Here is a 13,578-nt window from a genome sequence, read left to right on the forward strand (position 1 = left end):
AAAATTTTAAAGTGCAAAGGTACTTCATAAAATTGCAAAAAAAAACTATAAATTTCACCTTAAAAGTTATAGTTTTCTAAAACGTTTGCGAGCTAAATCCTTTGATATTTTAAAACATTTTACGAGACAAATAGTCCTGAAGCATTATCGTTGCTGAGATTTCATCGATCAAACCTTTATTTTGACGTTGTTTTTTGCTAAGTCCACTGTCTATCATTGTTTGAAATGCCATTTTAGAAGTAAATCTTTCATCAACCCGAACCACTTTCATATCCGGAAAAATATTCGAAAAATGAGTTACAAAACCTTTTATAATTGAAGCACTTTGTGATGGCTCTCCATTCATTTGTTTTGGCTCACCTATTAAGACCGCTTCCACCTTTTCTTTAGCAAAATAATCTTTTAAAAAATCGATAGTTGTATTAGATGGAATTGTAGTTAAACCCGAGGCAATAATTTGCAGTTCATCAGTAACAGCAATTCCTGTTCTTTTTTGTCCGTAATCTATAGCGAGAATTCTTGGCATCTTATTAAATATTAATGGAACAAAGATACATAAAGTAAAAACCTTGTGCCTTAAAAAAATTAATCCGTTCTATATTCCAGAACGGATTAATTAAACTTTTTTCCAAAAAAAAATTAAAACGATATCAAAAAAATTAATTTAAAAACCTACTAACCATCTATTTATACTAATTCACAGATTTTAAACAATCCATAAATAGAACTTTGCTCTTTAAAATATTCTTGCATATAATTTCAATTCAAAAGTAGGCCTAATTACATCCCTAATTCATGATAATTATCATCGAACAAAAGAAAGAATTAACGTATTATAGATATTTATTCACAACACTTAATAGTACACATAAATCAATTAACAATTTAAAAACCAAATAATTACAAAAAATTAAAGTTTAAAATATTTTAAATCAGAGTTATATTGTTATAAAATTAGATTGACCAAGTAATCGTAATTTGAAAAAAAAATAGTTCTTTTGCTTCAAATTTCCCACATATTATAGAAAATTACTCAAAAACAAATACCCAAATTCACTAAATACCAAATGAATAATTATAAAAATAGCATTATTTTATTTCTAAAAAGATTCTTTTTAATTGTCATAATTTATCAATTCTCTAGAGTTCTATTCTATCTTATGAACTCAAAATTATTCGAACCTTTTACATTTCAAACTTTTTTAGGAGGTCTTCTTTTTGATTTTGCAGCTATAGCTTATATAAATATTGTTTTCTTATTAGCGCATTTGATTCCAGGAAATTTCAAATACAAACCAAGATATCAAAGCATCCTAAAAGTTTCCTTTTATGCTGTTAACCTTATCTTTATTGCTACCAACTTCATAGACATTATTTACTATCGTTTTACTGGTAGAAGAAGTACTTTTGGGATGATTACTGCCAAAGGAATGGAACACGAAGCCTTAGGTTTAATTCCTTCTTTCTTAAAAGAATTCTGGTACATCTTTGTACTATTTCTTATCGTTAGTATTATATTTTGGAAATTGATTCCGAATTTAAAAACACATTTAATACACGAAAAATCAACTAAAAAAGACTACTATAAACAATACACATATTTTGTTCTTTCGATAGTTATAATTTTACTTATGGGACGTGGTGGGTTCCGAAAAAAACCAATTAAAATTGTAGATGCTGCAGAATATGGAGCATTAAATAATTCTGCATTAGTCTTAAATACTCCTTTTTGCATCTTAAAATCTGCTGTTAAAAAAGAAGATATTGAGAAAGTAAATTATTTTAATGAAAAAGAGTTAGTTTCAATTTACAACCCTGTCATTTCTTTAAAATCAAGCGAACCAACTATTAAAAAGAATGTAGTCATTTTAATTTTGGAAAGTTTCGGTAATGAAAACATTGGACGAGGACAAACTCCTTTCTTAGATTCTCTAATAACAAAATCATACTATTTTAAGAATGGGTTTGCAAACGGAAAAGTTTCAATTGATGCTGTTCCATCTATTCTCTCAAGTATTCCTAGTTTAATGAATAACTCTTTTATAACATCTAGTTACTCTTTAAATAAAATAAATGGTCTTCCTAAAATTTTCAAGAAAGAAGGCTATACTACTTCATTTTTTCATGGCGCCTTTAATGGTAGTCAGAACTTTGACCAATATGCTCAAGTAGCAGGATTTGACCAATATTTTGGAAAAGACCAATATACAGGAGAAGAATCTTTTGATGGTAAATGGGGGATTTTTGATGAAGATTTTCTACAATTTTACGCTGCTAAATTAACTTCGTTTAAACAACCTTTCTTTAGTTCGTTATTTACTATTTCTTCTCATAGCCCATATACTATTCCAGAAAAATATAAAGGAAAATTCCCTAAGGGAACTACAGAAATTCAAGAAAGCATAGCATACACTGATTTTGCATTGCGAAGATTTTTTGACACAGCAAAAAAACAAGGATGGTACAAAAACACACTATTTGTTATTTCTTCTGACCATACTTCGTCTGGAGGAGATAAAGACATTGACAAGACTAATATTGGAAAATTCCACATTCCGATTTTGTTTTTCGATCCATCTAATCCTGAATTAACAGGTGTTAACGAGAAAAACTTTCAGCAAATTGACATCATGCCTAGTATTCTAGATTACTTAAATATAAAAACTGACATGGTTAGTTTTGGTAAAAGTTATAAATCTAAAGAAAACTATGTGGTTTATTACCTCCAAGGAACATATCATTACATCAAAGATGATTATTATCTTGCTTTTGCAAATAATAAAACAATTGGATTATATAACTGGAAAAAAGACCCTTTATTAAAAAACAATTTGATGTTAAAGGATAAAGCTAAAGTTGAAGAGTCTGAAAAATTCTTAAAAGCATACATACAATCTTTCAATGAAAGAGTAGTCAATAATAAATTAGCGATTTAACTAATTTAAAAAAGCTAAAGCAATTTAATAATACGAAAAAGGAAAGAGGTTTTAAAATCTCTTTCCTTTTTTTGTTTAATTATAATTCTGCACAGTCTGATCTAGATAACCATATCAATATTCACACATAAAACTATCTAGAATCAGGAAATAAAGTCAATAACTACCAACCTATATTCGCAAGAAAAGGGTCTAACCTTAATTAAAAAGTTAAACCCCATTTATTTTAAAACTTAAGGCTTTTAATTGCCCAGTTTACATCCTATCTACCAAAAAAACGACTAAAGAAACCTCTTTCTTCCTCTTCCTCAACATGAGTCTCCACTTGTTGATTTGCAGACTGTGCTTTTTCATGCTCGTACATTAATTCTTTAATATACTCAACATAAGTTCGTTTTTTCTCTTCTAGAAATCCAATCAAATATTTCTCACTAAATTCCATTCCACTAGCAGATTCTATTTGAAGCAACTTTTTGTACAAAGGTTCAATATGCATCGCGATTACTTCTTGTGGCACAGAACGTCTACGTCCAAAATAATTTACTATTGCTCCATTTGAATCTTTTGCAATTTCAAAATCGGTAACAACCCAATAATATCTTCCAGATTTAGCTAGATTTTTAACAACAGCATGAAAGTTATTTCCCTTTTTAAGATTTTCCCATAATACTTTAAATATCACTCGTGGCATATCAGGATGTCTTATGATACTGTGTGGTTGCCCCATTAATTCATAATCTTCATATCCGCAAACATCAACAAAAATTTCATTGGCGTATTCGATAATTCCAAATGGGTTTGTTTTACTCATGATAACTTGGGTTTTATCCCAAGAAACTTCTTTATCAATTGGTGTAGGTCTGTGAAACGACTCGTTTTCTTGATTCATTGTTAATATACTAATTAAATTATTGAATTCAAACAATTTAAAATCACCTTATGTTGTTGTTAAATTGTCTTACAAAAGTAATTTTATAAGAAAAGTTAAAAATTGATATTTATCAGGGAATAAGATAAAAAATATTTTATGTAGGAAAAATTATTTAAAATAAAAAGACTTAATCCTATACAACAATAAAAAAATAATATTTTTTTATAAAAATGTTACTATAAAGAAATGAGGGTTGTTTTAAAAAAAAATCGAATTATATTTGCCTAAAATCTTTAGTACTATGAATCCTTTACAAACTATTATAGAACAAGCTTGGGAAAACAGAGCTTTGTTACAAGAAACTACAACAACTGATGCTATCAGAGAAGTTATTGAACTTTTGGATACAGGAAAATTACGTGTTGCAGAACCAGTTGGTGATGCTTGGCAAGTAAACGAATGGGTAAAAAAAGCAGTTGTAATGTATTTCCCTATTCAAAAAATGGAAACTTTAGAATCTGGTATTTTTGAGTATCATGACAAAATGTTGCTAAAAAAAGGATATGCCGAAAAAGGAATCCGTGTAGTACCTAATGCTGTAGCACGTTATGGAGCTTATATTTCTAGCGGAGTTATCTTAATGCCTAGTTATGTAAATATTGGTGCATATGTAGACGAAGGAACTATGGTAGACACATGGGCAACTGTAGGAAGCTGTGCTCAAATTGGTAAAAATGTACACTTAAGCGGTGGTGTAGGTATTGGTGGAGTATTAGAACCTTTACAAGCAGCGCCAGTAATTATAGAAGACGGAGCATTTGTAGGTTCTCGTTGTATTGTTGTAGAAGGTGTACACGTTGGGAAAGAAGCTGTTTTAGGAGCAAACGTATGCTTAACTGCTTCTACAAAAATTATCGATGTAACTGGAGAAACTCCTGTAGAAATGAAAGGATATGTTCCTGCTCGCTCAGTAGTTATTCCTGGAAGTTATACCAAAAAATTTGCTGCTGGAGAATTTCAAGTTCCATGTGCCTTAATTATTGGTACTCGTAAACCATCTACAGATTTAAAAACGTCATTAAATAATGCACTTCGGGAGTACGATGTTGCAGTATAATATTATTTTATTAAACTCCATAATTATAAGTAAGTATGTTAAGTAAAGAAATGAAAAAACTATCCGTTATCATACTTACTTATAATGAAGAGTTTTATATTGCCGATGCAATAAAATCTGTTTCATTTGCTGATGAGATTATTGTTTTAGACTCTAATAGTACTGATGCTACGCAAAAAATTGCTACAGATTTAGGCGTTAAACTTTTTTCTAGAAAATTTGACAATTACTGTAATCAGAGAAACCATGCAATAAGTTTTGCAACTGGTGACTGGATATTGTTTCTAGATGCAGACGAAAGGGTTACAGATAAACTTCAAGCTGAAATTTTAAAAAGCATCGAATGGGATGAATTTGATACCTATAAAATCTGGTTTCCTCATTTTTTCATGAATCGCTTTTTATTTCATTATACCGACAAAGTTGTTCGTTTAATGAAAAATGAAAAGTTAGTTTTTGAAAATGAAGTACATGAAAAATTAATCATAAAATCAAAACCTGGTGTATTAAAAAATTATATGGTACACTACACCTACAAAGGATTATTTCACTTTATAGGTAAAAAAGACAAATACGCTTGGTTTCAAGCAAAGATGTGTGCCAATAAGGGAAAGAAAGTAACACTGTTCCTACTCTTTTTTAAGCCATTTTACCGATTTTTTCATACATATATCGTAAAAAGAGTCTACCTAGATGGAGTTCCTGGTCTTGCTGCAGCTGCCATAGATGCCTATGGAGTATTCTCCAGATATGCAAAAATGATGCTAATCGAAAAAGATTTAGAATAGCTTTAATTTCCCGAATTTTATTTTTAACCTAAAAGTCATCAAGCTATCCTGACCTTTAATGTCTATTCGTTTGATTTCGTAGTTATCTTTAAAAGGAAAATTATTTGGACGATTCCCTATTTTTAAACCAAACTTTATTTTATTCTTAGCGACTATTTGTTTAAATTGCTCATTTTCATCACCCTTTTTAGGATAATTCCCATATGGATAAGCCAAAGCCGGATATACTCTTAAATCAGTGTTTTTAATCAGCTCCTCGCATTTTAGAAAATCATTTTCTATTTCTGAGGCTGATAATAAACTATATTTTTTATGCTCATAGGAATGATAGCCTAATTCTATTTTATTGTTTAACCCCTTTAATTGTTCAATTGTCATTATTTTTTCTCCCAAGGATTCAGACTTACCATTCCATAAATCTGTCTTTCCTATGTATGAAAAAGGAATAAAAAAACTAGCTTTTAAGTTAAATTTTTCTAATAACGGTGCTGCAAAAACAAGCTGATTTTCAGTTACATCATCAAAAGTAAGAACAATACTCTTTTTAGGAATAGATTTCATTTTTTCTAATTCTGCAAAATGAAATGTTTCATAATTATTATCTTTCAGATACTGAAGTTGTTGCTCCAGTTTTTGCACTGAAATAGTCAACTTATTACTTTCATTTTCAGATTGACAAATATTATGATACATTAAAATTGGGAGTCTTGACATTTTGTTTGATTTTTTACAAAGTTATAAATCTAAAATTATTAATATTGCACAAAATTGATTTTATGCCTCAAAATGTAATAGTTCCCAAAATTAGTATTTTGGCATTTTGTTTTAATGAAGAAAACAACATCAAGAAACTTATTGAGAATGTGTCGTTTGCTCATGAAATTATCATTATAGACAACAATAGTACAGACAAAACAGTTGCTATTGCAAAAGAGCTTGGCGCAACAATTATTGAACAAACTACTGCTGATAAAACACTACAACACAATCTAGCTATTAATCAGGCGCAAAATGATTGGATCTTGTTGTTGGACATAAACGAATATATTTCTCTCGAACTTAAGGATGAAATTTTGACCAAAATTTCCAATCCAAAAAGCAATGCTCTTTATTACATTAAACAAACCCTGTTTTTCTTTAAAAAGAAAATAAAGCATGGAGAATTTAATAACCGAAAAAGAGTTTTTCTTTTTGATAAAAAAAGACACTCTTATTCTGGTAATGAAGAAAGTAATCCATCTATTACATTATTTGGAAAATCTAATATATTAAAAAATAGAATAGACTCTTATGCTTATAAGAGTTTCGATGAATACAATTATCAGCTAAGTCTATTAAGTAAAAAAGAAGCTCAAGAATTGTATGATAAAAAAGTAAAACCAAATTTCTATCATTTTTTAATGAAACCTTTTTTTTGTTTTATAAATCAATATTTTATTCGATTAGGATTTCTTGATGGTAAAGAAGGTTACATTCTTGCTTACATAAACTCATTTGCAGTATTAAAACGCTATTTGATTCTTTGGTTAACTCACAATAAAATGGAATAATAGCTTTTAAATAGCTATTTTTGACATCTAGAATCCAACAAAAACACAATACAGTTTTTTATTAAACTTGTCCTCAATAATGAAAATATTAGTTATACAACAGAAAAGAATTGGTGATGTACTTATTAGTACAATTCTTTGTAACAATCTAAAAAAGAAATACCCAGAATCAACCATCGATTTTATGTGTTATTCTAATTGCACAGATGTTTTAATAGGTAATCCAAATATTGATTCTGTAATTGTATTAGAAGAAAAAACAAGAAAATCATACTTATCATTGTTTAAATTTATTTTTAAAATGAGATCTAATAAGTATGATATATTAATCGATGTATATGGCAAATTAGAGACTAATTTAATAACTATTTTCTCTGGTGCCGATTATAAAATATCATACCACAAATGGTATTCTTCTTTGTTTTATAATCACAATATGAAACGATTTGACAATAATGACGAAACGAAATATGGATTTGCAATAGACAATAGGCTTTTATTGCTTAAACCTCTTAATATTGACAATACTTTAATAGACCCTTTTCCGAAATTACATGTAAGTAAAGAAGAGGACCAAGAAGCAATTGCGTTATTAAACAAACATAAAGTAAGCAAGGACCGCAAAATTGTAATGATAAGTCTTTTGGGAAGTGAGAAATCAAAAACGTATCCTCTAGAATATATGGCGAAAGTCGTAGACTATGTTGCAGAAAATAAAGACGTAACGATACTTTTTAATTATTTTCCAAATCAAATTGAAGATGCTCAAAAAGTATTTAATTTCTGCTCTAAAAGCACACAAGAGAAGATACATTTTGATTTATTAGGAAGTAATCTAAGATCATTCATTGGTATAATGAATCAATGCGATATAATTATAGGAAACGATGGTGGAGCAATTAATATGGCAAAAGCACTAAACAAACCTTCTTTTACAATATTTTCACCTTATGTAAAGAAAAATGACTGGGCAACCTTCGAAGATGGATTGCAAAATATTTCGGTACATTTAAATGACTTTAAACCTGAATTAATTAATGAAAGCTTACCTCACAAGGAAATTAAAAACAATTCGGCTATATTGTATCAAGATTTAAACCCTGAATTATTTAAGAGTCAGATTGATTTTTTCATGACACGAAATCTTTAAAAATCTGATGAATTTTATATTTTTCGTTTTTGAAGCTTTAAAAGTTTAGCATATTTCATATAAGAAAAAAAACTCTGAATCATTGCAATTGATAATCCGTCTATTCCGTTAAAAATACCTTTCTTAAAAAAATAACAGCGAACAAAAGCGACAGTTCCGTTAAGGACAGGTTTGAAAAAACAAATTCTTACTCCTTGGTCAAAAAGTTGTTGTGCATGCCAAGTAGAATATTGGTTTTTCTTTGAAATAATTTGCTCTAATGATTCCCAACCATAATGTAGAATATGCACTGGTACTTTTTTCTCGCTTTGAGTTACTATGCTTTGATGCACAATCGAGTTAGAAGGATGGGCTGATTTTTTATTAAAAAAACGAACTTTATAATCTGGATACCAACCTGAGAAATCTATAAGTTTATCTCCTAAAAAGTTTTTTACTCTAAAACTAAAAGCATCATAACCGCCTTCTAAATATTTTTCTTTTAAAATAAAGTCTTCAGCGTCTTTATCCAAAAATTCATCTGCATCAAGATTAAGAACCCAATCATTCTTGCAATATGGTAAACCATATGTACGCTGTGGTCCATCTCCTAAAAAAGATTGTTCAATAACAATTGCTCCTTTTTCTTTTGCAATAGAAGCTGTTTTATCTTTACTAAAAGAATCTACAACAATTACTTCATCGCAAATTCTAAATAAAGCATCAATACATCTTCCTATATTTTTTTCTTCATTGAAAGTAATAATCAATCCACTAATTTTCATTTTAAAATTTAATATATGAAACACAAAAATATAACTTTTTTGATTACTCAATCCTTAATCTTTTGTTACAATTATGTCTCTCTAAAAATAGTTTGTAAATTATTTTTAGAAAAAGCTTATTTGTCTAGTAAAAATCGATTTTGATTAAGAAAAAAAAAGTAATATCGATAATGTTTTCCAATATTAATTTTATGAAGTATAAGCGAAATAAATTGTATTAATTATTTCTTCCAGAATTTAAGTTTCTTTTTTAAACGTTTTTTTCTATAAAAATGCTCTTGAAAGTCTGAAGTATACTTCCATAAAGTATCGAATATCTTTTGCTCAGATTCACCATATTGCTTAGCATATTCATTACTCATTACAGCAACCATTTCCTTAACAGGTGTCAATCTACATAAATTCTTCATTCGCATCTCAAAACTCATAGAATTATGAAATTCCATTCTATTTAAATCTACCAAGAAAAAACTATAATTACCATCTGCATTTTTTTTGATTAATGTATTACCTGGGGAATGATCTAAAAACTCAATTCCTATTTCATGTAAACCAAAACTAAATCTGGTAAATTGTCTTAGTATATTTTCATGATCTGGATAATCCGGAATCTCTACAAGTTCTCTAAAAGTAAGCTCGGTTATTAAATGCTCACTTGCATAATAACTATCCCTAAGTCCTAACCAATTATAATTCTCTAAATAAGCAATTGGTAACGGAGTTCCAATACCTTTTTCTAATAAAATTGTAGCATACTCAAAAGAACGCCTTGCTTTCGATTTTCGAAAGTAATTGTAAGCAATTTTATTTATTAAATTGGGGATTTTAAATGACTTTATATTGACTACCTTATCATTTAAATCGAATAATTTAATAACATTACGCTGACCATTCCCTAAAAGGGTACCTGAGCTATTAAATGCTTTAATTTTATCAAGTATTGATGTCGTTTCGTTAGCAAAAACTGGATTTATTTTGAAATTCATTTAGTAGATTTTTATAAAAAAACAAAAATACGCATAGAAGTTAACACTTCAAATTAATATCCTGTTTTCATAAATAAAGTATAAAGAAACAGCAAGTCTTGAATAAAAACTTGCTGCTACTTTTTAAATTTTATACATAGTACGATTATACAAAGAAATCTTTAAACCATTGTCCAAAGTTTTTTTTCCATATAAAAAAAGAGGTAGGCATTATCTTTTCAAGATCCAGATTCTCTTTTATTTCTTCAAACGTAGTTCCTTTAACAAATTCTAGTCTTTTCCATCTTTCTGGCTCTAAATAATAAAAATCGAATATAGTTTTGTAATTATTCTCATTTACACTTTCCCATTTTTCTATAAGCGCCTTTTTATTAATCTCAAAGTCGTGCCCCCAATTGCTGAACTTCATCTCTAATTCTTCCTTTGAGCGCGATACACATTCGTGAAGAACCAATCCTTTATAATAAATTACCCTCTTACGTGTTCTTCTTCCAATCTTATAACTCGGATAGTTTGTAGCTACAATAACTTTTGATGTTTTTTCAACATACAACATACCACTATCAACTCTCTTATAAAGATTTATCAGATAAGGAGATATTTGAACTTGATTTTTCTCAGGGTTGTCAAGAAAATGATCTTTAGTTCTTAAAAAAGCAACAAATTCTTTAAATTTTAAAAAATACTCATCACAATCTAATTGGATTAACCAATTACCAATACCCATTTTTTCAGATAATATTTTACGTTCACGAACTTCACATTCCATACTGTTTAGTTCTGGGCAATAAAAATTCTCTTCTATAATCTGAATTTTCGAATCTACGTCTACTGCTTTAATCCATTGAAAAAATTCGTCTTCTATAATAAAAGACTCCCCTTTCCAAGTTTTTCTTTCTTTATCAATTGCTAAAAAAATTGAATCTGATTCTTTATATACTTGAGGAAGAGCAGTTTTAAGATAACTATAATCATAAGAAACCAAAAAGCCAACTTGAATTTTTTTCATTTATCTATATTTAAAGGTACAAATGTACTAATATTAATTAAAATTATTTTTAGAGCTAACCTCAATTGAAAAAGTAATATTATATATTTGCGTTTTTCTGTTAATAACAAATATCATGCACACTCCAAAAATCTCTGTTATAATGCCCGTATATAATGCAGAGCCTTTTTTAAAAGAAAGCATAGAAAGCATTCTGAACCAAACATATACTGACTTTGAATTACTAATCCTGAATGATAAATCTACCGATAATAGTTTAGAAGTAATTAAACAATGCCAGCAGAAAGATTCAAGAATTATTATAATTGACAAAAAAATAAACGTTGGCCCTGCAAACCTTAGAAATGAAGGAATGCAGATTGCAAAAGGAGATTTTATTGCCCTTATGGATGCCGATGATATTGCTTTACCAAATCGCTTTGAGAAACAAGTAGAAGTTCTAAAAAACAATCCCGAGATTGGAGTATGCGGAACGTGGTTTACTTTTTTTGGATCAAAGCAAAATAAAGTTATCAGACATGGTGAAGATCATGACCACATAAAAATTTCATTTTTACATAGTTGCGGTATCGGAAACCCAACAGTTATGCTGAAAAAAGAAGCTTTAAATAATTTAGAATTTAATAATGATTATGTCCCTGTTGAAGATTATGATTTATGGAGTAGGTTGTTACCTAAAACTAAGTTTCACAATATCCAAGAATCTTTATTAAATTATAGACAGCATAATAATAACATTAGCAAGACAAAAATTGACAATGTAAATAAATCTATAAAAAGGGTAAAAGCAAACCAAATGACAGAATTTGGTATAAATCCTGCTGATCCTAAAATAGATTTTTACATAAATGCACTTTCTGTAAAAAGAGGACTCGTTACTGACGAAGTAATTGAAGTTATAAATGCTTCTAAATTTTTACTTTCACAAAATGAAAAACTAAAAAACTTTGATCATCCTCAACTTGAAGAACACATAAACAAGACATTAATACGTACAATTCGTAATGCTAGCAACTATAATATTTCCTATTATAATCATTTAAGAAAAAATGAGAATAAACTTTTCCAGAAAATAAATGGGCTGGACAAAATTGTTCTTTTATTTAAATCTATAATTAACCTGAAGAAATAATTAGGCTTTAATATAACGCCAAAGAAATTTCATTTTAGTTAAAAAACCAGCATTCGCTAAAAATGCTTTGATTGCTTTTTTAGGTTCTGTTTTATCTTGATTTTTATCTTTAACTAATTTCAAAGCTTCCTGTGCTGAATATTTCAATAATGAATTCATAATTTTTGCCACATTCTTTGTTCTGGCTTCTGGAATACATTCGTATATTTCTTTTAGATTGAGATATGATGAATATCGCTGAAAGAAAGCAGATTTTAAAGAATATATTCCTCCTGGATGCCATCTATAAACGGCACTTTTAAAATTCATATAAGCACCTTTTCCGTGACATAATGCCAAAGAATAAAGTGTATTATCCTTTCCGTAAGTAAACTTTTTATAATCAAGTGGATCAACCGCTGATTTTCTAAAAAGACAAGTTAAAGTATAAGTACAATAAGGAACAAAAAGATTATCAAAATCAATAGTATAAACTGAAGGCAAAGTATCCTTAAAATCATTTGGAACTAATTCCGTTCCTTTTTTAGTAAAAAAATCAGTCCATGTTATTACATAATCATCATTGCTTTCTAAAAAATCAACTTGTTTCTGTAATTTCAATACATCTATCCAATAATCATCTCCTTCACACAAAGCAATATATTTTCCTTGCGCCATTGGAAAAGTAAAATCACTCCAAATATTAATTTCCTTTTTAGAATATTGATTTTCTTTCTGATAAATTGGTTTAATAATTAAAGGATATTTATCTACAAATTCTTTTACAATATTTACCGTATCATCTGTAGAAGCGTCATCATGCACAATTATCTCAAAAGAGAATTTAGTTTCTTGAATTAAAAACCCTTCCAAGGTCTCCCTGATAAAATTTTCTTGATTAAAAGTCGTACATATAATACTTACTAATGGCTCATTCCCTTGCATTATCCAATTTGAAATAATACCATGTTGATTTTTCATAAAATTATTATCTAAAATGTAATTGACCTAATCAATATATCTATTAAAAAAATCATTTATTTATTTACTTATTTCTATCAAGCTTAAAATTATTTTTTTTATGAAGAAACCAATACTTTCGTAAAAACAATCGCTAAATGATATCATTTATAGAGTTTATTTTATCCTAAAATCTACAAAACATATTCTTGACACTTTTAAATATAGTCAGAACACACAATACCTCTTTTAAAAATCAATCAACTAATTAATCTCCCTAAATTAAAGAAATGTTCAAATAACATTTTTCGCATTAGGATATTGATTTTAAAATAA

At 28.4% G+C, this 13,578-nt stretch carries 13 protein-coding genes; 6 read left to right on the top strand and 7 right to left on the bottom strand.

What is annotated here, in order from left to right; genetic code table 11:
• Nucleotides 1–109: 109 nt before the first annotated feature.
• Entirely contained in the window at nt 110–526 is a 417-nt protein-coding gene (gene ruvX, locus ACJ6WR_RS02750) for a Holliday junction resolvase RuvX (protein WP_039115109.1), read from the bottom strand.
• 634 nt (nt 527–1,160) lie between these two features.
• Between ruvX and ACJ6WR_RS02755 the strand changes: the two genes are divergently transcribed.
• Nucleotides 1,161–2,936 carry an LTA synthase family protein gene (locus ACJ6WR_RS02755; RefSeq protein WP_409416987.1) on the top strand — a complete coding sequence of 592 codons (1,776 nt, stop codon included), beginning with the start codon at nt 1,161–1,163 and terminating at the stop codon, nt 2,934–2,936.
• 262 nt (nt 2,937–3,198) lie between these two features.
• Here the strand turns inward: ACJ6WR_RS02755 and ACJ6WR_RS02760 are convergent, their stop codons facing one another.
• Nucleotides 3,199–3,825 (bottom strand): PAS domain-containing protein, encoded by a 627-nt coding sequence (locus ACJ6WR_RS02760; protein WP_409416988.1) that lies wholly within the window; start codon nt 3,823–3,825, stop codon nt 3,199–3,201.
• A 283-nt stretch (nt 3,826–4,108) separates the two neighbouring features.
• Here ACJ6WR_RS02760 and ACJ6WR_RS02765 point away from each other — a divergent pair, with 283 nt between their 5' ends.
• The gene (locus tag ACJ6WR_RS02765) at nt 4,109–4,924 is read left to right on the top strand and encodes a 2,3,4,5-tetrahydropyridine-2,6-dicarboxylate N-succinyltransferase (protein ID WP_086895942.1); all 816 of its coding nucleotides are present in this window, start codon (nt 4,109–4,111) and stop codon (nt 4,922–4,924) included.
• A 50-nt stretch (nt 4,925–4,974) separates the two neighbouring features.
• Entirely contained in the window at nt 4,975–5,712 is a 738-nt protein-coding gene (locus ACJ6WR_RS02770; protein WP_039115183.1) for a glycosyltransferase family 2 protein, read from the top strand.
• Here the strand turns inward: ACJ6WR_RS02770 and ACJ6WR_RS02775 are convergent.
• Nucleotides 5,704–6,405, bottom strand: a complete 702-nt coding sequence (locus ACJ6WR_RS02775) for a polysaccharide deacetylase family protein (protein WP_242667521.1) — start codon at nt 6,403–6,405, stop codon at nt 5,704–5,706. The two genes, ACJ6WR_RS02770 and ACJ6WR_RS02775, sit on opposite strands and share 9 nt — an antisense overlap.
• 83 nt (nt 6,406–6,488) lie before the next feature.
• Here ACJ6WR_RS02775 and ACJ6WR_RS02780 point away from each other — a divergent pair, with 83 nt between their 5' ends.
• On the top strand, nt 6,489–7,262 hold the full coding sequence (locus ACJ6WR_RS02780; RefSeq protein WP_086895944.1) for a glycosyltransferase family 2 protein: 774 nt from the start codon (nt 6,489–6,491) through the stop codon (nt 7,260–7,262).
• A gap of 79 nt (nt 7,263–7,341) precedes the next feature.
• Complete coding sequence (locus ACJ6WR_RS02785; RefSeq protein ID WP_409416989.1) at nt 7,342–8,412, top strand: glycosyltransferase family 9 protein; 1,071 nt, start codon at nt 7,342–7,344, stop codon at nt 8,410–8,412.
• Nucleotides 8,413–8,426: 14 nt separating this feature from the next.
• On the opposite strand, the gene ACJ6WR_RS02790 is transcribed toward ACJ6WR_RS02785, so the two are convergent.
• The 3 genes from ACJ6WR_RS02790 to ACJ6WR_RS02800 all read right to left on the bottom strand — a co-directional run bounded on the left by ACJ6WR_RS02790 (nt 8,427) and on the right by ACJ6WR_RS02800 (nt 11,171).
• Complete coding sequence (locus ACJ6WR_RS02790; RefSeq protein ID WP_409416990.1) at nt 8,427–9,176, bottom strand: glycosyltransferase family 2 protein; 750 nt, start codon at nt 9,174–9,176, stop codon at nt 8,427–8,429.
• A 221-nt stretch (nt 9,177–9,397) separates the two neighbouring features.
• On the bottom strand, nt 9,398–10,162 hold the full coding sequence (locus ACJ6WR_RS02795) for a Kdo domain containing protein (RefSeq protein ID WP_409416991.1): 765 nt from the start codon (nt 10,160–10,162) through the stop codon (nt 9,398–9,400).
• Between the two features lie 145 nt (nt 10,163–10,307).
• Entirely contained in the window at nt 10,308–11,171 is an 864-nt protein-coding gene (locus tag ACJ6WR_RS02800; RefSeq protein ID WP_039115122.1) for a hypothetical protein, read from the bottom strand.
• A gap of 115 nt (nt 11,172–11,286) precedes the next feature.
• Here ACJ6WR_RS02800 and ACJ6WR_RS02805 point away from each other — a divergent pair, with 115 nt between their 5' ends.
• Entirely contained in the window at nt 11,287–12,303 is a 1,017-nt protein-coding gene (locus tag ACJ6WR_RS02805; RefSeq protein WP_409416992.1) for a glycosyltransferase family 2 protein, read from the top strand.
• Here the strand turns inward: ACJ6WR_RS02805 and ACJ6WR_RS02810 are convergent, their stop codons facing one another.
• A complete protein-coding gene (locus ACJ6WR_RS02810; protein WP_409416993.1) occupies nt 12,304–13,263 on the bottom strand; it encodes a glycosyltransferase in 960 nt (319 codons plus the stop codon). It lies immediately after the preceding gene.
• Between the last annotated feature and the right edge of the window lie 315 nt (nt 13,264–13,578).

Source organism: Flavobacterium sp. PS2 (assembly GCF_046250155.1).
GTDB lineage: Bacteria > Bacteroidota > Bacteroidia > Flavobacteriales > Flavobacteriaceae > Flavobacterium.

Coding starts and splice junctions, on each gene's coding strand:
- ruvX (WP_039115109.1), bottom strand. CDS start 526: ATGCCAAGAATTCTCGCTATAGATTACGGACAAAAAAGAACAGGAATT.
- ACJ6WR_RS02755 (WP_409416987.1), top strand. CDS start 1,161: ATGAACTCAAAATTATTCGAACCTTTTACATTTCAAACTTTTTTAGGA.
- ACJ6WR_RS02760 (WP_409416988.1), bottom strand. CDS start 3,825: ATGAATCAAGAAAACGAGTCGTTTCACAGACCTACACCAATTGATAAA.
- ACJ6WR_RS02765 (WP_086895942.1), top strand. CDS start 4,109: ATGAATCCTTTACAAACTATTATAGAACAAGCTTGGGAAAACAGAGCT.
- ACJ6WR_RS02770 (WP_039115183.1), top strand. CDS start 4,975: ATGAAAAAACTATCCGTTATCATACTTACTTATAATGAAGAGTTTTAT.
- ACJ6WR_RS02775 (WP_242667521.1), bottom strand. CDS start 6,405: ATGTATCATAATATTTGTCAATCTGAAAATGAAAGTAATAAGTTGACT.
- ACJ6WR_RS02780 (WP_086895944.1), top strand. CDS start 6,489: ATGCCTCAAAATGTAATAGTTCCCAAAATTAGTATTTTGGCATTTTGT.
- ACJ6WR_RS02785 (WP_409416989.1), top strand. CDS start 7,342: ATGAAAATATTAGTTATACAACAGAAAAGAATTGGTGATGTACTTATT.
- ACJ6WR_RS02790 (WP_409416990.1), bottom strand. CDS start 9,176: ATGAAAATTAGTGGATTGATTATTACTTTCAATGAAGAAAAAAATATA.
- ACJ6WR_RS02795 (WP_409416991.1), bottom strand. CDS start 10,162: ATGAATTTCAAAATAAATCCAGTTTTTGCTAACGAAACGACATCAATA.
- ACJ6WR_RS02800 (WP_039115122.1), bottom strand. CDS start 11,171: ATGAAAAAAATTCAAGTTGGCTTTTTGGTTTCTTATGATTATAGTTAT.
- ACJ6WR_RS02805 (WP_409416992.1), top strand. CDS start 11,287: ATGCACACTCCAAAAATCTCTGTTATAATGCCCGTATATAATGCAGAG.
- ACJ6WR_RS02810 (WP_409416993.1), bottom strand. CDS start 13,263: ATGAAAAATCAACATGGTATTATTTCAAATTGGATAATGCAAGGGAAT.